At 51.7% G+C, this 18,679-nt stretch carries 13 protein-coding genes and 1 pseudogene; 11 read left to right on the top strand and 3 right to left on the bottom strand.

Annotated elements, in window-relative coordinates:
* Positions 1–66: 66 nt before the first annotated feature.
* Both ACGLHT_RS23225 and ACGLHT_RS23220 read right to left on the bottom strand, forming a co-directional pair.
* Positions 67–927 (bottom strand): ParB/RepB/Spo0J family partition protein, encoded by an 861-nt coding sequence (locus ACGLHT_RS23225; protein WP_019484885.1) that lies wholly within the window; start codon positions 925–927, stop codon positions 67–69.
* Between the two features lie 61 nt (positions 928–988).
* Positions 989–1,630 carry a hypothetical protein gene (locus tag ACGLHT_RS23220; RefSeq protein ID WP_123085501.1) on the bottom strand — a complete coding sequence of 214 codons (642 nt, stop codon included), beginning with the start codon at positions 1,628–1,630 and terminating at the stop codon, positions 989–991.
* A 141-nt stretch (positions 1,631–1,771) separates the two neighbouring features.
* Here ACGLHT_RS23220 and ACGLHT_RS23215 point away from each other — a divergent pair, with 141 nt between their 5' ends.
* Genes ACGLHT_RS23215 through ACGLHT_RS23190 form a run of 6 tightly spaced genes read left to right on the top strand, consistent with a single transcriptional unit; the run spans position 1,772 to position 12,142 of the window.
* Positions 1,772–2,158, top strand: coding sequence for a response regulator (locus ACGLHT_RS23215; protein WP_010792598.1), 387 nt, complete (start codon positions 1,772–1,774; stop codon positions 2,156–2,158).
* A complete protein-coding gene (locus tag ACGLHT_RS23210) occupies positions 2,148–2,636 on the top strand; it encodes a chemotaxis protein CheW (RefSeq protein WP_019439027.1) in 489 nt (162 codons plus the stop codon). Before ACGLHT_RS23215 ends, ACGLHT_RS23210 begins: the two co-directional genes overlap by 11 nt.
* 11 nt (positions 2,637–2,647) lie before the next feature.
* Positions 2,648–4,657, top strand: a complete 2,010-nt coding sequence (locus ACGLHT_RS23205; protein WP_021018430.1) for a methyl-accepting chemotaxis protein — start codon at positions 2,648–2,650, stop codon at positions 4,655–4,657.
* Complete coding sequence (locus tag ACGLHT_RS23200) at positions 4,654–5,445, top strand: protein-glutamate O-methyltransferase CheR (protein WP_019439029.1); 792 nt, start codon at positions 4,654–4,656, stop codon at positions 5,443–5,445. Before ACGLHT_RS23205 ends, ACGLHT_RS23200 begins: the two co-directional genes overlap by 4 nt.
* A 2-nt stretch (positions 5,446–5,447) precedes the next feature.
* The gene (locus ACGLHT_RS23195; protein ID WP_274120958.1) at positions 5,448–11,213 is read left to right on the top strand and encodes a response regulator; all 5,766 of its coding nucleotides are present in this window, start codon (positions 5,448–5,450) and stop codon (positions 11,211–11,213) included.
* A complete protein-coding gene (locus tag ACGLHT_RS23190; RefSeq protein ID WP_010792602.1) occupies positions 11,210–12,142 on the top strand; it encodes a chemotaxis protein CheB in 933 nt (310 codons plus the stop codon). Before ACGLHT_RS23195 ends, ACGLHT_RS23190 begins: the two co-directional genes overlap by 4 nt.
* Before the next feature lie 45 nt (positions 12,143–12,187).
* Here the strand turns inward: ACGLHT_RS23190 and ACGLHT_RS23185 are convergent.
* Positions 12,188–12,733, bottom strand: a pseudogene (locus ACGLHT_RS23185) (DNA recombination/repair protein RecA); the annotation flags it as partial.
* A gap of 266 nt (positions 12,734–12,999) precedes the next feature.
* Here ACGLHT_RS23185 and ACGLHT_RS23180 point away from each other — a divergent pair.
* From ACGLHT_RS23180 to ACGLHT_RS23160, 5 genes are read left to right on the top strand one after another with little or no spacing between them, the layout of a single operon-like run.
* Complete coding sequence (locus ACGLHT_RS23180) at positions 13,000–14,628, top strand: hypothetical protein (protein WP_169715795.1); 1,629 nt, start codon at positions 13,000–13,002, stop codon at positions 14,626–14,628.
* Positions 14,621–16,501 (top strand): hypothetical protein, encoded by a 1,881-nt coding sequence (locus tag ACGLHT_RS23175; protein ID WP_124082590.1) that lies wholly within the window; start codon positions 14,621–14,623, stop codon positions 16,499–16,501. The genes ACGLHT_RS23180 and ACGLHT_RS23175 overlap by 8 nt, the downstream gene beginning before the upstream one ends.
* A gap of 1 nt (position 16,502) precedes the next feature.
* Positions 16,503–17,042 carry a hypothetical protein gene (locus ACGLHT_RS23170; RefSeq protein ID WP_032489556.1) on the top strand — a complete coding sequence of 180 codons (540 nt, stop codon included), beginning with the start codon at positions 16,503–16,505 and terminating at the stop codon, positions 17,040–17,042.
* Complete coding sequence (locus ACGLHT_RS23165; RefSeq protein WP_180705491.1) at positions 17,039–18,094, top strand: site-specific integrase; 1,056 nt, start codon at positions 17,039–17,041, stop codon at positions 18,092–18,094. The genes ACGLHT_RS23170 and ACGLHT_RS23165 overlap by 4 nt, the downstream gene beginning before the upstream one ends.
* A gap of 8 nt (positions 18,095–18,102) precedes the next feature.
* Entirely contained in the window at positions 18,103–18,324 is a 222-nt protein-coding gene (locus ACGLHT_RS23160) for a hypothetical protein (protein WP_180705492.1), read from the top strand.
* Positions 18,325–18,679 lie beyond the last annotated feature (355 nt).

The following is an 18,679-nucleotide window of genomic DNA, read 5'->3' as shown; positions in this document are numbered from 1 at the left end:
GCAGGGCCATAACAATGGCTTCTGTCGTAATAATGGAAACGGAGTGCCCAAATTCGAGGGTAGGGGCTAACACTCGTCGACTTTGATGCCTAGCCGCTCCAGAAGCCCTGCGAATTGATCGTCACCTGTCATGAGAAAGCCCATCTGCCAATTGCCACTCGGTGTCTTCTGAATCACACAGGGATACCCCGTGTGATCGGATACCAGCCGGGTCAGACGTGCGATGTCGGCGTCTTGCTTGGGCAAGTTGACCTTTGGCTTAGGCTTGTTGAGGTGCTTGGCAACCTCATCTTCGATCCTCTTAACGCTCCACCCCAGCCTTACGGCTTTCGTCGCGACTTCACGTTGGATGCCTTTCGAGTCGAGTGAGCACAGCGGGCGAGCCTGGGTCGCCGTGAGTTTGCCGTGGATCAGGAAGTCCTTGGCAGTGATGTCCAAGGTGAGCAACCGCAGGTAGTTGGAGACGTGCGACCTGCTTTTACCCAGCTCCTTGCCTATTTGCTCGTGGGAGAGACCGGTTTCTTGTATGTCTGCATAGGCTTGAGCTTCTTCGATCGGGTTGAGTTGCACCCGGAGAACGTTCTCTACAGCAGAAATGAAACGGGCCTGGTTATCCGTGTAGTGCCCGATCCGACAATGCAGGCGGGGGATCATCTTGAGTTGCGCCGCGCGCCATCGTCGTTCGCCGGAAATGATGAAGTAGCCGCCCTGAGCCCGGGGACATAGCACCACCGGGGTTACATTCCCCCCGGCCTTGACCATGCTGTCACCTAGCTCTTCCAGCTCTGCAAGAGTGAAGTTCCGACGGGTTTGCCAGATGCCAGGCTGCATGAGATCAACATCGACGTCTCGGTGCTCAACAGGTACTAGGTTGATACCCAGGCAATGGGACTCTGTGGGGTTGATTCCGGTCTCTGATTGATACACGTGAAACCCTCGTGCGTTCGTGAAACATGATACACGAGGGATAACGGATTGGCCGCAAAAATCAACGCCCTAATGAGCTGGCCACCTGAATCGTTGCATCTTCGATTAGTCCCCAAGGCCGCCCTGCAGGACGTAAGCAGATCACCAGGCCAGGAGACTCGCCTCTGGAAGTGTAGGGTAGGGGGTGAGCAATGTGGGATGGATCATCGTCCGGCAAGAACCCATTCGTAACAAGTGCATCAATAACCGGTTTGCAGGCCGCGGTAACACTTTCTGGGTCGAGCAAGCTGCTCTCACCTGTGATGTATACCTCCTCGACCAACAGAGGATAGGTCGCAATGGCTATCCATTCCTCGAGAACAGCCTTGTAGGTGTATCGAAGGGCCTCCACTCGTTTCAGCCATGTGTTCTTCAGGCGGGTGGCCTTGGCGTCGTGGACGCGGAGCATGGTGTTGAGAGAGACCAGCTTCGCCCCGGGGAAGCAAATGGTCAGTACCCTGGATGTAGATTCCAGGCTAATCCTGTCTTTCCTCCCATCCATATTGGCGGTTTGGACTTTTTCGAGGCGCTGGACGGCCTTGCTCGGTTTTTTATCAGCAGGGGAGGGCGGGGTAGATGTTGGCTCGCTTTGGAGCTGCCTTGCAATCCGCTCCAGAAATTTGGGATCACTGGCGAATGCAGCCCGGTGGTTTGACTTACGCATAGGTCCTCCAGAAACAAGGGAGGACCATAACCGTGCATTGAGATATGACCAGTTTTTACCTGCTTGAGGTCGGTAAGGGCAGGTACGTCCAGAAGAGGGCACCTCCTGAACATTATTAGGGCATGAATCAGGAGTTGTTCCATGTCCAATATTCGATCTGTCTGCATCGTCGACGACTCCCCCGGAATGCGGAAGATGGGGGCCGGCTTTCTGCAGAAAGCTGATATCGAGGTTCACCTCGCAAAGGATGGGTACGAGGCCCTGCGTGTTATTCGCGAGGCTAGGCCTGATGCGTGCTTCATCGACATCGAAATGCCTAACCTGGACGGATTGAAGCTTGCCTCAATACTACGAGCTTCGACTCAATTCAAGCACCTACCCATCGCCATGCTTTCCAGTGCGAGTTCACCTTTCGACATACAGAAAGGGCTCTTGGCAGGCGCAGATCTCTACCTGACCAAGCCGTTCACAGGCGACAAGATCGCGAAAGCACTCATTGATATGGAAGCGATTATCGATGAGCAGTGATATCTCCAGCGGTCGTTACAAGTGCATTGGGTATCGGATCGGCGATACCTACTGCTTGAGCCCTTCATTGGCGGTAAACGCCATCACTCAGGTTCCTGTTAGTCCCACGCAAGTGCCCGGAACGAAGCCCTGGTTGCTCGGGGCAACCAAGCTGGATGGAGACATCATTCCTTTCGTGAACATAGCTCGGTTCCTCTCGATCCCTCAGACCATGTCCAGGGCAGAACACAGTAACCCAGTGGCCTTGATCGTCCGGGGCGGAGCTGATGTGGGTGACGTAGGCGTCATCGTAGATCAAGTGGTTGGGTTCATCCCTTCGGGCAACCTCACTGACGCCCCAAATGCCAATTTGAAGATCCCACCCGGGTTAGGTGCTTGCCTAGTCGGAGTCGTAACAGGCGACGCCCGGACGTGGGCTGTCATCGACATTCAGGCGCTAATTGCCGATCCCAAAATGCAAACGATTGACCTCACATGAGACAGGACCGCATGAGCAACAATTTTTCCTTCGTTCCCCTTACCGCGGTCCTGCTGATCGCAACTGGCAGCGCGGCTGCATGGACTGGATACAGCTTCCTTAAAGACACTCGGGCTGATTCCTTTTATGTGGCTGAAACCTACGAACTGAAGTCCGCCGCTATGCAAACCATCTACTTGGCAGACAAAGCAGCGGCTGATGGTGCATATGCAAGCCAGCTCGTCGAGGCGGAAAGTCAGGTAGAGCGCGCCCTGATGCATCTTCGGAATGGAGACCCAATCAAGGGTATTCCCGGCGCACCGGAATCGGTACTGCGTAGCCTGGAGTCCCTGAGTGCTTCCTGGGATGGCATTGCCCCCTCGATCGCCAAACTGATCAGTGGACAGTCTGGGACCGAAGCCTTCAGCCGATCCGCCAAGGAGGCGAAGACGGCCGTTGTGAAAGTGATTGAGAGTGGCCGCTCGGCTGAAGCGCTGCTATCTAAGCTGAATGCTACTTCCCAGCAGAAGAGCCAGCTGGCTCAGGCCCTCACTGAGCTGGAAGCTGACGTAGCGGGAGTAACTGCTACTACAGTGGTCGATGCCACCGGGCTGCAAGGCGCAGAGGCAGGGGTTAGCAAGTATTTAGGCGCGCTCACCGCATTCGGGAATTCGTTGCCTCGTGACAAGGCGATGATGGATGAGTTGATCAAAAGCTACCGAAGCGCTCAATCCGCTCAGAGCCTGATCAGCCAGGCAAGCGGCCTTTCCGCCAACTCGGCCCAGAATCTTCCGCATGCTAAAGAAATCTGGCAGGCACGGGACAAGATCGCGTCTTCGACAGATACCTTGATCGCTTCGGTGAAGGCTTTGCCGGATGCACGAGCCATCAACCCAACTCTCGTGGCAGTCCTGGGTGCTCTAACTATCGGCCTCGCGATCCTGAGTGTCCTCTTGGTGGCTCGTGTATCTGCTTCTCGGGCTCAGGCGGTTGAAACCCGCGGCAGCACGATTGAGGGTAGTCAGCGTGAACGGTCCAAGGAGCTGAGTCTCCTTTTGACTGAAATTGAGCGAGTAGGGCGGGGAGAGTTGGACCTTACCCTGACAGATGATCGCGATTCCACCAAAGAGATCGCGAAACTGCTCAACCAGGTATTCGCGCGGTTCCATGAGATTTTCACCGAAACCAGCCAGACCGTAATGGGGCTTGCTGCGGCGACGGAACAAACCATCACCACAGCTCGCAATGTTGACCGCAATCGTGACGAGCAATTCCGGGCGATCGAGCACATCAGCTCTCTGATCGCAGACATGAATACCTTCATCAATCTGATCCAGCAGCTCATGGGTGATACCCAGCGCGTTGCCAACAGCGTGGCTAACAAAGTCCACGCCGGCAGTGAGTCTGTGAATGGTGTGCACGAAGGTATTTTGGTCCAGACCCAGCACCTGAACTCTATCCAGCATCGAAACAAGCATCTGATCGAACGGTTCCAGATGCTGGAAAGGATCAGTGAGTTCGTAAAAGAGGTTGCGACAAAGTCCGAGCTGGTTGCTTACAACGCCTACCTGGTATCGGACCAAGTCGAGGGCAATACCGAGCTGTCCCGTGCGATGGCTAAGAGCGGTGAAGCGGTCCAGGACCTCAGCACCCAGTCGAAAGCTGTGGTGAGCGAGATTGGGCAACTGCTCAAGGACATGAATGAAGCTGCTCGCGATACCCAGACCGCTGTTGACATATCACTGAGCGAAATGCAGGGCCTGCTGACCCGCTCCAATGCGGCGCTCGCTTCCCTGAAAGACATTCAGAGCATTACTGAGAGCCTCACCACGAGTGTTGACGACGTCAATCAGCGGACCAATAGCCTCATTTCTCAGTCGTCCGAGGTATCCGAGACGATGAGCTCTATTCGTCACTACGCTTCCGAAAACTCGGCTGCGAGCGAGCAGACTGCATCTGCAATGAACAACCTGAATCGCCAAGCTCAGAACCTGCACAGTGGCATTCAAGACTTCTACAGCAAGCAACGCGAACGCGCATGAATACAGTCGATGATCTGATTCTCGATGAGGGGATGGCCAACTCTTGGATGAAGATCATCGAGGAGCGCTTTGCCATCGAAATTGACGAGCACCGGCGTGTTGCCTTTGCGAGGGCCCTTACCAGTTTCGCATGCGAAACTGGTGAGACCCTCGAAAGCCTGTTCAAGCTGTTCGTGTCTGGGCGTTTGGAGGAAGCGCAGAGATTCCAGATTCTGCACCTGGCGACCAATCACGAAACTCGGTTTTTCCGATATCCCCCATCGTTATCTGCTATCCGTGACGCCTGTGCTGATATTCGTAGACCTCCCAGAGTCTTGTCAGTCGGTTGCTCAACAGGTGAAGAGCCCTACAGCATCGCATGCACATTGCTTCGCGCTGGACATGCAGCATTTCATGTGCATGGCACCGATGTGTCCCAGCCATGTATCGATAAAGCGCGGCAGGGGATCTACCGCGGGCACCCCGAGATACGACTCGATGTCGCTGCACCACAAGGCCAGCATGAGGTCAGGTTTCACGCCTGGATACGAGACATGGTCACCTTTGAGCAGCACAACATTCTTGCTGAGCGTCCGGTGAACTTCACCGCTCCTGACGTGATCATCACCCAGAACATGCTGATCTATTACCGCGTCGAAACGCGGCACCTAATACTGCAGAAGCTGGCGGCCATGTTGCCGATTGGGGGGTACTTACTGACCGGCCCCGCAGAGGACGGTAACTGGAATCCGCTGGGGTTGAAGCGACTCCCTAACCACCTTCTCAATCTCTTTGTAAGGGTTGCTTAGCAATGCCCAAGAATGTCCACGCGGCACATCTTTCCTGGATTCGGCCCCCGATCATCAAGAGCGTCGAGATCGCCAAGGCGTCTATCGACACCTACTTCAAAAAACATGCTGATCTACAGAATCCTCCTCAAGGGGCACAGGCTGAATGGTTTGCCAACCAGAGGAAGGCGATGGCCGATGCATTCCGCAACGTCAGTGAACACGTAGAGTTGATTCACTCTGCGCTGACTGTCTGCGATAGCCCCGGAGGCTCGGCTTTATCGGTTGAAATGCGGGTAGTCTGCACCAGTGTCCAAGAAAAACTCCTCGAAGAGGAGAAGGTGGCCCCCGCAATTCTCGCCATGATGTCCGGCATGATCATGCTGCCAAACTATCTCAAGATGGTCATTGATGGAGCCCCTGATGCTCCTGGCATCCTCTCCAGGCAGATCAATGAAATCCGTGAGGTCAGGGGCGTTCCCTTGCTTGTCGAGGACAGCCTCCCCCCTAGCATGCTCTCATTCGAGTTTGTTGATCCTCCCCGCAAGATTCATAACGTTGACGATGCCCGGCAGCAGGAGGTCTTCTCGACCTCATCTCGTCGCTTCCAGACAGCCTTCAGTTCCTACATTGGGACCCAGAATAAAGGGGCGCTGGCGGACATGCGCCAGGTCCTCCGAGAACTCCAGGAAGTTTCTCATAAGCCGGAAGTGGGCGATTTCTGGTGGGTTGGTGAGTGTCTACTCGAGGCACTTGCCATCGGGGGCCTTCGTAGTGGCGGTAACACCGTCTCCCAGGTCCGCATGCTCTCTGTCGCGGTTCAGAAAATCGGTCTAGGTGGTGAAGAAGCCGCCCTGGAAGTCCTGGGTATCGATCGCTTCAAGTCGTTGCTCTACGTACTGAGCCTAGGTTCAAAAAGCACGCCTAGCATCGAAGCCGCGTTGAGGGTGTTCAATGTCGGGAAGTCAGTCGACACCGACTCGTTGGCAAAGCTTCAGAGCAAGCTCGAATCTACTGAGGCTACAACCATTGCTGACGTCGTCCTGGAGCTGAAGCCTCTTCTGGATGCAGCCATGGTCTCTCTGGGGCGGGCCCTGGGGGCACGCTCTGACGACATCTTCAATGTCCAGCTGTCTGCATATAGCGCGGCGATGCGTTCAGTAGCGAACGTGTTCTATATGGTGGGCGAGGATGAGCTTGCAGGGGTTGCCAATAAGTCCATCGCACTCGTGGCTGGCAAGGAAGGTATTTCTGCCATCGCTGCCGAGGTGGTAGACGATCTGAAGTCTTACATCCTCTACCTCGACGAGCGCATCAATCTCATCAATGAAAATGACGCGACAAAGGCACTGAACATTGAGGGTGTCGGTGCCGACGTTCTGGACACACTCGTCTCGGAATGTTTGATCGAAGTGGTGAAGACTCGTCGTTCCGTTTCGGTTCACGTAGAAAGTGGCATTGGCCAGGATGAACTGAAGGACGGACTTGCATCTCTCGTCAATACTGCTGCGGCCTTGAAGTTTTCGGGAGCAGAACAGGTTGGTGATTTGCTCGGTGCAGTCTGCTCTGGGATGGTAGGTCTCCTAGATAATGCGGAACTCACGTACAGCCCGGAGCTGGATCTGCTGGCGAAAGCCTTGGTGGCGATTGAGATGTACCTCGAAGCCATCAAATCCAAACTTGAACCTGATCCCGAAAACCTGACGAAGGCAGCTGAAGCTCTCCGCGAACTCGGGATAGATTTCACGGAGGTGGCTCCGGTAACCACCAACGAACTTTTGATTAAATTTGAGGCAGCCCAGGAAGAGGTACGCGAAGACGATGATCCGTTCCTCACCGAGCTTTTCGAGCTGAGGAGCGTCTTCGAAGATAGCTTCACGAGCCTCGACCTGCGTAGTCGTTCGTCCATTGAGCAACTCTACAAGGCTGCAGACCGCCTCTCCATGGCCGCCCGTATGCACGGTCATGAGTCGTTCGGAAAGATCGCCAGTGGTGTTGCTGCCTTCAGCAAAGGCGTAACAAACCGAGCCCTGAAAGAGGATTTCGACCATGCGGAGGAGCATGACTTGCTGCGCTCCGGCGTGGAGATGTGCCTCCGCTGCATGGATGAATATTCTCTCAGGAACAAGGTCTCCTTGTTTGTGAAAGATGTGGCCGATGCACTCATGGCTAAAGCTGATCCGGAAATGCAGTTGGCATACACGTCTCATTCAGAGATACCGGCATCGTCTACTAACGCAACTCATCAGCCTGCAGTCCAGAACAAGCTCGAGCAAGTCGTTGCCGAGCCGGATGCAGTGATACTGGCCCATGAGCAAGAACGGGAAATGCCCGAGGGCGTCGATCCGGTCCTGATCGATATCTTCCGTCAGGAGTTCACCGAGCAATACGCAGCAATGAGTGCGTATCTCAAAAGCGGGCGAAAAGACGTCAACGAAGCGTTTTGCCGTGTCGCTCATACCCTTCATGGAATTTCGTCCAGTGCTGATTGCCTCCCGCTTGCAAGTGCATTTGCAGCCCTAGAGACTCGCCTGTTCCAGTTGAGAAGTGAAGAGGCCGAACTGCTCCAGGGTGATGTAGAAGCCCTCCTGGATTTCCTGGCAGATGCTGAACGTTTCCAGCAAGCTTTCCCTTGGAAGACTGAAACTCCCGCACTTCACTCCTGGCTAGAGGTTGTCCAGGCATTGGGGTGCGGGGCGGAAGAGGCTGAGTACGTTGAGGTCGCTCAGGTCACTCCAGTTTCGCATGCTAAACCGGAACCGGATGCTCCGCAGGAAAGTCATCAGCCGGAAAATTTGAACCCAGTTTCGCATGCTAAACCGGGAAACTCTGAAAGCGATGATGTACAAGAGTCCACCACCAAGCATGCGCAGCAGCCTTCTGCCCCGCCGGCGATTGAATACAACCCGGAGATGGCTGAGTTCTATATTGAAGAAGCCGAGGAAGTTCTCCCTCAGCTTCAGCTGAACGTAGACCGCTGGATGGGCCAGATGGATGACCATGACCTGGTTACCACCATCAAGCGGCAGATGCATACTCTGAAGGGCGCTGCAGCTATGGCAGAGGCAGCTTCTATCAGAGAGATTACCCATTACATGGAAAGCCTCTTCGAGAGTCTTTCCCTGAGCATCATTCCTGCATCAGATGACTGCGCCAGGCTGGTCGAGTATGTTTTGGTCGCATTGGATCAAATGACTAGCGCGATGCGTCGCGCTGTCGGGTACGAAGTTCCCTCGGCCTTGATCCGTTGCGTTGAAGCTGCAGTCCAGCATAATCGAGTGGATCTTGGCCTTCTTGCTCAAGAGCCCTGCACAGCCGGCGAGGTCCTCCTTCAAGATATCCAGCTAGAGAAGGTGGCCACCCAAGATGCCAGGGCCGAAACCCTAGAAGCTTGTGAAGCACAATCTATCGCAGAGCTTGAAGAAGAAACGCCTAAGACTGAAGAGTTCGAGCAAGGCATCGTCCATCCTCAGGGTGAGGAAATCTCTTTGGCGGAGGAAGAGTCAGGACACAAAAAGACTCGTCGCAGGTCTCGAGGAAAAGGTGGTGCAAAACGTCACGCGGCCCGTATGGCAGCTCACGCTCAACCCGCTCAGGAAGACAGTCTGGTGGTGTCCTCGGAGCCGGAAGACTCAGTCGAGGTCGAGAGTCCAGCTTTGCCCGCCGTCCCGGAAGCTACCCCCGAAGAGTCTGGCAAGTCAGTGCCGGCACCTGTAGCAATTCCCGAACTCGTTGAAGTCCCACCGTCAATTTCTGCCGTCACTGTACAAGAGCAGGAAGTACACCATGAGCCAGAGCGGCAAAGCAGAACTCTTCGCGAGTCGGTCGAAGGCATAACCTCTAAATCTGCCCCAACCAAGCCTGTCAGCAGCTCGGTGATTCGCGAGATCCTGGCGAAAGCCCATGACTCCATCCACGGTGTCGGCAGCAAGCGTCGAAGCGGTGGCTCGGAAAAAATCAAAGTGGATCAGCGACTACTGGACACTGCAGTCGAGCAGTCCAGCGAGCTGACCGCAGCCCGATATCGCCAACAGGCGCTGCATGCCGAGTTGATGATGATCGTAACTATCATTCGGGAGAAGCTCGAGGCGCAACAGTTGAACCACATGAAGTTCACCAGCGCCCTGCGTCTTCACACAAACCAACCCGTTCCAACCGCCTTGGCCCATCAATCGGCAGGTGATTTTCAGCTTGAGCGATTCAATGATCTTTCAGCTCTCAATGTGACCATGGGGGCTCAACTGGCCCAGACCATCCAAGACGTCGAGGAAATGTTCGCACAGGGCAAGCTGATCAAAGACTCCTACCGTCAACAGGCGGGGCTCATCAGCAGCCTGCAACGAGATCTTCTCGATAGCCGCCTGGTACCGTTCCAAAACATTCGTCCAGCCCTGACCAACCTCATCGAGCGTGAGTCTTCAAAACTAGGGAAGAAAGTAGACACCGTTTTCACCGGTGGCGACGTAATCGTGGACAAAGTCATGCTCGATGCTGTGCGTGATCCACTGGTCCACCTACTCAACAATGCTCTCGACCATGGTATCGAGCCTGAAGCACAGCGGATTGCTCAAGGGAAATCCGCGCATGGCAGCTTGGAGGTAAACGTCTGCCGACGAGCTAAGAACATCGTCATCACTGTCAAGGACGATGGCAAAGGCATCGATACCACGATGATCAAGGCTAAGGCACTGGAGAAAGGCATCATCAGGCAGGATGATCAACTGACCGAATCGGATCTCCTGAGACTCATCACTCACAATGGGTTCTCTACTGCAGCAAAAGTCTCTCAGCTGTCCGGCCGCGGTGTTGGTATGGACATTGTCGCTACGACGGTAGAAAGCATGGGCGGCCGGCTGGTAATTGACAGCAAGGTAGGCTGGGGTACGACCTTCACTTTGGAAATGCCATTCACTATCGGCTCGAACCGAGCTCTCATCTGCCGTACGGGCAGTCAATGGTTTGCGATTCCCAGCTACACCATGTACCAGATCATCCAGTGCTCCCGAGCCGATCTGGAAAAACAGCGGTTGGAGAAGGGGAAAGCGGTACTTCATCACGAAGGAAAGTCCTTCGAGGTTGTGCATCTGGCCGACCTACTTGCAATGCCTGAGATGCGTTCCACTCACGATTTGGACCAGGAGGTCCTGGTCATTCTGTGTCAACAAGGCGAAATGGCTATTGGTATTGAGGTCGACAGCACTGATTCAATGCCCGAGATCCACATCAGGAAGCTGGACGGCATCCTTTCCAAAGTGCGCGGGATCATTGGCGAGACAGAGATGCAAGACGGTTCGCCGGTCTTCGTCATCGATGTCATGGAGCTGGTGAGGCTCAACCTCAAGCGGACAGACACCGGCTTCAAGGTTCGGCAAAACCGTGTCAAGTCTGTGAAACGAGATCTCAAACCGGTCTGCCTCGTCGTTGACGATGCTACGAGTTATCGCAAGCTGTTGCAGAAGCACTTCGAGGCTCGTGGGTATACGGTCATTACTGCCCGCGACGGGCAGGACGCAATGGACATGCTCCCTCTCGAGAGACTCCCCGAAATCGTCATGGTGGACATGGAAATGCCTCGAATGACTGGCTTGGAACTCACAAAGGCACTGCGAGCCCGGGTTGAATTCAATGAGGTACCAATCATCATGCTCACCACTCGCACAAATCTCGAGGACGAGGCCCTGCGAGCTGGCGTAAACGTTTATCTGAACAAGCCGTGCGACAGCATCGCGCTCGATAACGCGATTGCAGAAGTTCGCCCAGATCAAGCATTGCAAGGGTCAGCTGCATGAGAGTCGGTATCATTTCAACTAGCAACGTCCAAGTGGCTCTCATCCAAGAGGTTCTCTCGCCAGTTGTCGGAGAACTCACGGTCTATGACATGAGCCACGTGGAGAATGGAGACCTGTCAGCGACTGGCGTTCACGCACTGATCGTCGACTTCAGCGACGAGGCGATTCTCAACTCAGAAGATGTCCTCGAAATGTTGGGACGAGATGAGCCTGTCTGTGTGCTCAACGAACGTGAGTTGTATTCGATGAGCGCTGCAGAACGTCAGGCCTGGTGCAACAAGCTTGTCGATGAGCTTAAGCGAAGCATCCCCGACCTCGCAGAAAGCTTAGATGCGAGGAAAGCCGAGATTGAATCCCGAAACGCGAACGACACCTGGGTGATCGGCTGTAGCTCTGGCGGGCCTCAAGCTATCCGGGATTTTCTTGGCGAGTTACCCACGTTGCCAGTCAGTATTTTCTTGGTCCAGCACCTCACCGAAGCTGCATTCAACACCTATGTCCAGCGGGTACGCGAATGTACCTCGCGGTGGGAGGTGGTCGCGGCCGAGCATGGCGCCAAGCTTAAGGCCGGTACCATCTTCGTTGTCCCCCGTGACACCACAGTTGAAGTACGAAGCGGGGTGATCCAACTCCGGCCGGTCAAGCCAAACACCTACAGCCCGTCGATTAACAGCGTGATTCGGTCTGTGTTCAGTTCGATTGCAGGGAAGCTTGGAGTGATCATCCTCACCGGGATGGGGGATGACGGTGCCTCGGGAATTCGTGATCTGAAAGGAAAGGCGAAGATCGTTATGGCCCAGGATGCGGAGTCCAGCCAGGCCCGTTCGATGCCTGATGCTGCTAGGGAAACTGGGGCTGTATCCTTCTCGGGTAAACCGGCCGAGCTTGCCCGACATATGTACCGGATGTACGGCATCGGGAATCACTGATCACAAAACAGAAGGCCGCCCAAATTGGCGGCCTTTTCAGTTGGTCTATGCAACCTCTTGATCGTCATCACCATGTGAGTCGGTGATCACCGCAACACCGGTGATCTTCTGGCTGCGGAGCTTCGCCTCGATCTCATCGCTGACCGCGGGATTCTCCTGCAGATACTGGCAGGCATTCGCCTTGCCTTGCCCGATCTTCTGACCTGCGTAGCTGTACCAAGCCCCCGACTTCTCGATCAAGCCACCAGCTACCCCAAGATCAACAATCTCACCGAGCTTGTTGATCCCCTTCCCATAGAGAATTTGGAATTCAGCCTGGCGGAATGGTGGAGAAACTTTGTTCTTCACCACCTTCACCCGGGTTTCGTTCCCGATCTGCTCATCGCCATCTTTCACCGATCCGGTACGACGAATGTCCAGGCGCACCGAGGCGTAGAACTTCAGGGCATTACCCCCGGTGGTGGTTTCCGGGTTGCCAAACATCACGCCGATCTTCATGCGGATCTGGTTAATGAAGATGACTAGGCAGTTGGCGTTCTTGATGTTGCCGGTGATCTTGCGCAGCGCCTGGGACATCAGGCGGGCCTGCAGGGGAAGCAGTACGGATTTGGGTTCATATAGGCTGGCGCCTGAGAAACCAACACGTTGCAAAGCCATACTGTTCATACACTTTACCCTTACGGAAGCCCTATCCCTGACTACACTGTCTATCTGAACCAATTTCAGGTAGGAAAGCGATGAGCAGGATGCGGGAAGATTTGGTCGATAGTATCAGGGCTTGCTGCCCTGAGGACATCCTAATCTGGGTAGAAAAGCATCCTCCGAAGCGCCGGGCGCCCCTCATCCGCGTTTTTTTCATGATCGCTCACGAACTTGATTCAGAGTGGTATCGGAACCCTGTGGCAATCACCAATGCTTGCCGCCAATTTCTCTCTCATCGACGCAGTGCAATATCCGAAATTACAGGCAAGCCAATCAAAGAAGTCACCGTCATCTCTGACTACACCGCCGTTCGTTATTACTTGAACAGGCTTCAAAAAGCCAAAAAGCTACCTAGCAATGCGCTGATCCTACCAGTCCCAAACTCGACAGACGTATTCTCAGAAAAAGAATGCAACATTCTTGGCTATCTGACCTTGGAACATGCCATTCAAGCGAATTCAATGGAAAACGCTCTTAACGAGATTGCCCATCAAATCGAAAAACATAGAACTGTCATTCTCTCCAAATGCAAGCGCATTGTAGCAGAGGGTTATGCACGGTTTTTGGAAGTTCCAGGCATGATTCGCAGAAGCGATGTGGCCGCCATCCGACTCACAAAAGACAACCTAGATCCTAACCTGAGAGGATCTCGCTCTGGCCAACATATAAGCTTTTTCTCACCATCACATCCAAATGGCTTCAGCAACTCTGTTGCGTACCTAGCCACAGAACAAGATGGTCTATTTACACGCAAATCTTTCCCTGGCGCGCACCACATTTATTCCTGGTCTACTACGAAAATCAAATCCTACCTGGGAATTACCGAAGAGTTTGCTGTGGCGGCCATGTGCATCATCATTGACGAACTCGGGATAAATGTTTTCGACTTAGCAAATGCCCAAGTCAAGAAAACAAAAGATGGTCAATTTGTCACCATCCGAGAAGATGGCGGCATAACTATCACCACCCTTAAACCTAGGGCTAACAAATTAATTGAGCGCCACGCACCAAAAGCTACGGACGAGATTGAAATCGATGCAGAAAGTATAGACGCCCATACTGCGCTATGGATGCTATTGCAAATGAGAGTCCAGCACTCCAAAGCCTTGAATTCCAACTATCTTTTCGTCATGGATGGTTCTAGCCCTACTCGCCACGGGGATGAACACCTCTACCGTATCTTAGACACGAGACGTAAAAACACTTTCAAAGCAATCATTGATTCGCTGCCTTCATGGGTAGCTGAAGCTGAACCAACCATGCCTAAAATTAGGGTTTCACGAGGACTGCTGAAATGGATTGAGAGTGGTGGAGACACTTTGGAAACGACCATTTACCTAGGAAATTCCCTGCTAACAGCCCTGAGAAACTACATCCCACCTTCAATTCAAGAATTTGTTTACCGAAAGAGAATACGTGACCATCAAAAAATTCAACTACTAATAGCAGAAGATATCTCAACCCACTCCCCCCGCATTAAGAATAATAATTACGAGTGCGCCAAGATGCAGTTTATCGAGGCTGTGAAATTTTTAAGAACTAACAGCCGCCACACGACAACCCACAACCCAGGTCAAGTATTCTGTTTCCTTTGCTCACCAGAAGCAATTGGGTTGATAGTCTCTTACGCGACATATGGGACAAAACAAGAGCTCATCTCGACTTGCAAGAAAATCATCACAAAAATCCAAGACGAAGGCAGTCGAAAGATGATCAAGCTACTGGCGGACGCTACTCCGATACCAATGAACTTTGAGCTTCTTGAGGTACACGTAAATGAATAATGAAAAAATCAAGAAGAGCTCTCCATCTACAGCAACCTCCCAAGCGATCCTTCCTAGTTGGATCCACCCCAACTCCTCAAATATGAAGTGGTATCTTCCTCGCACCGGCACCAAGGTTACAGTTTCGGAAGATCCGAACAGCAGTCGCTATGTAAAGCTTAGCTTTGACTACCAGCTATTTGATGGGTCATCCACATCAGATCTGATATGGAATTTATTTATCAGAGATTTACAATCATCAGCGATAGCCCTCATCGAAAGCTCAAAGTCAAAACGACCGTGCGCATTAGTCGGCTTTGTTAGAACGGCTTTTGAAATTGCCGACCATGTGTATGAAGCCAGGCACCGCTTAAATCAGCCCCCTAAAATCGTCACCCTAGCCGATATCACCCTGGAAGACATAAAGACCTTCCTAGAAGCTCACGACCTCACGCTCATGGGGATAAATTTACTCAATCTCGACACGCAGTTAGGGCCTACGCCAAGAGGCCGCGAAAACATTGCATCCTGCATTTCAGGAATGCACATACCACCCATAACACAAAAGATCTTAATCCAGAAACTTAAAAATAACAGGTCTGACATCTGCCGGGAATTCACCTGTACGCACTCAGCAAATGAAGAGAATGAAGAGAATGAAGAGAATGAAGAGGACACACTCAGCATCTCCACAATCCAAAATAAATGCACCAACTTAACCTACCTACACTCCACTAAAGAATATCAAATTCATTCCTTTAAGGTAGGAACGCACGACATCTCAGATGTAATTAACAGCATGACCGGCAGATTTGTAGATAAAAGCCAAACCCCACTGATGCCTACAAATATTGCATTTCACTACATCAGCAATGCTATTGTTTTTCATCGCAACTATGCGCCACACATCCGAGCCTACATAAAGCAACTGGACAACCATTACAACAGAGAAATTATAGATAAATATGCCGCAAGCACAATTAGATCAAATGTGCACATTTTCAAGAAGCAAACCTTTGAGGCTGTACCAATCCCCAAGGCACTACAACATCTAAACATTAAAACATATGGTAAGTGCGGCAGCAACAGAGGTGGTATTTATTGCAACTCGATTATGCGCGAACACATCTCCACTGATGAACTAATTGATTTTTACGCTATCACAACACGCATCCTTATCCATACTTTTTCAGCTTGCCGAGTATTGAGTACCGCCTTGCTCGACGCTGACTGTCTTACAATTTCAAAACTGGATGGCTTGTGGGATCTGAAGCTTAAAATCCCGAAAGCCAGTAACAGCCATGAGCTTGAGATTATAAAGCGCCCAATACCTAAAGTCATTTGGGACTTCATTAACGAGTACATAGAGTTTATGGAGGATCGCCACCCAGGCATGACCTCCATCTGGCCCTCCGGCTCATTCAAAGGAAAAGATCGCAGTGAAATGACTCTACTAAAAAAACTGGATCAATACTCCGATTGGATTCAAGTACCTAAGATAGGCGAAACTAGATGGTATGCACGACCTCATCAGTTCAGGCGTTTCTTCGCCGCCTTTTTCTTCTACCTAAGCGGCAGTACAGAAATTGAACCATTGCGCTGGATGATGGGGCACATTGAACCTAGCGTGACCCTTTACTACGCCAATATCGCGAACCAGCCCGGTTGGGAGCGAGAAACCTTAGAATTCTTAATAGACTACTTGGAGGGGCATGTAGGCAAAAACGTATTAGTCGACGAAGATCTACAAGAAAATTTTGCTGAGTGTGAGCTTGAAATCAAACTTGGCGACCACGCCTTATTATCTGAACACCTTCAGGAACTGGCAAACCATCGCGAAATAAGACTCCAAATCATCAACAACAAAAAAATCTTTGTGTACGCGAGTAAATAATATGAGCCGTTATTCAAAGGGTGAAACTTCAGCAGCCAAGCTTCAGGAGAAGCAAGCCAAAACACAAAGCCTGATTACCAAAATATTGCTGATTAGAAAAGCAATCGAAGACCGGCAAAGACTTCCTTCCCTGGACGCACTTAAGAGCAAAAGAGGCATACCGTTCAAGTCCGCCCTTAATTGGTCAGATGCCGACCTTGGAGTTATTTCTTGCTCTTATAATACATCGCGAGAACCCTACAACACTGAATACTCAGATCAACTAGCAGCCGCCTTAGAAACATACAACAACCTCACGCCCGCCACACAAACCCTCCCACCTCAAAAGCGAACAACCCAGCGTTCACAGCAAGAAGAAATCTCCACTCTAAAAAATCAAGTCGACTACCTCACAAATACATTAGGCGAAGTCTACAGGGCGTACATGCAACTGGTTGCTAGAGTGGACGAACACACTCGCCAGGACATCAGATATCAGCAAGTTTTGAAAAGCCACACCCTGGCACTTGATAGAGCTCATCTCACCTTGGTGAAACCATGATACATGTAGCAAAAGCTCCGCGTCTTGACTTCCTTTTTAATCACGGCCACACCACACCTCCGTCTCTTCCAATGCTTTTTGACTCCCGAGGAAACTTTTGCTGGGAGCTCAATAGCTACCTTACGAGTATCGGCGGTGGTGCCAACAGCTATGGGGTCCGGCCAGCAATTAAAACAGTGTTCAGCCATGCTGATACTCTAAACGTCTTCCAGAAATACATAGAACGCAACAAGTTAACCATTCTTGATGTCACTGACGAAACCCTTTACGACTTCGTTAAGTACAAACAAAACTCTAGAACGGCAAACTCGACCACAATCAAGAAAATTGTCCGACGCATATTAGCTCTATTAGAGCACACGCAAAAAGAAAACAAATTCCAGAACCTACTTACCACTGACCCTCGCGCACATAACTTTCAAATTAATGCTACAGAGGACTTCTACAGACTTAACAGGCGGACGCCACTGCGTTTTCTAACCCATCCCTGCCTAGATGAACTAAGGGATACTCCGACCAAACCAACAAGCTTCATAAGAAACAATGAACTGAACGCATGGCATGAAGCAATTCACGACTACACATCCAACCAGTATATAATTGATAGATGGTACATCCTTGCCACATTACTCGAACACACAGGCAGCCGAATAGAAGAAGCCATTAACATCCCAGCAAGCTCCATTATTAATGCCTATAAAAATAACGGCCCTGTAACAAACATCCCCGTTTTAAAAGGAAAATACAAAGGTTGCTTACGCCAGGTACTAATACCGAGAACCGAGCTTCAAGAAATCTACAAATTCGTTCTACTCACTCGTTCCAGCCATCCTCACAGCGAGCTTCATGACAGGATATTCGTTAGCGAAGATACTGGATATCCTCTGGCGCGCACCACCTTTAACTCCTATTACAACGTAGTCATCAAGACTTCAAGACACGCAGAACTCCTCAAAGGTATCTCCTATCATAACTTCCGCCACCGATACTTCACCATATTAGTCGCCAAGAACATCAGTACGCTTTCAAAAATGTCGAAAGCAATATTCTAGACGTAGCGATGGCCATCGCTCGCAAAAACTCATACCACGCATCCAAGAGCACACTCTCTACTTATATCCATCTCACACAAGATGCTGAAATACAAGACATCCTGAAAGCAGAACCAAATGCGTCCACGACCCTCCATGCGATCCAAAGCATTGTCGATGCAACTGACGACAGATCCCCTGATGAGAAGCTCACGGCAATAACGGCATTGATACAAGCCAAGCTCTCTTGAAATGCTACTTCTTCTATTTTTCTAACCCGGAGTGGTCAGCGGAAGTGGCATCAAGCGAGAGGGACATTTGTACCTTTGTACCTTTTCTGGACAACGGTGAATCGGGGTTATGACAATAGCGTGCATTCTACGGCCCTCCAAATATGGAGCGCCGCTCCAGAAAAAGGACTCACGCTATGCTCTATCTTTCGGATGTCCAGCCTGCCTATTGCCCTCAGTGCGGCAAACCCATGGAGCCGAGGCTGCATGGTTGGGAAGCCCAGGATCGTTTCTATAACGTAAGCGCTCCATGAACCCCACATTCAAAGCGCTTACCTGATCCTCGATGCTGTGCTCCCGATTTCTTTCTGGAGCT

The sequence above is a fragment of the Pseudomonas sp. PsB genome, assembly GCF_043658375.1.
Lineage (GTDB): Bacteria > Pseudomonadota > Gammaproteobacteria > Pseudomonadales > Pseudomonadaceae > Aquipseudomonas > Aquipseudomonas putida_Z.
The sequence above is the reverse complement of the archived record's forward strand: the minus strand, read 5'-3'. Positions and strand labels throughout refer to the sequence as shown.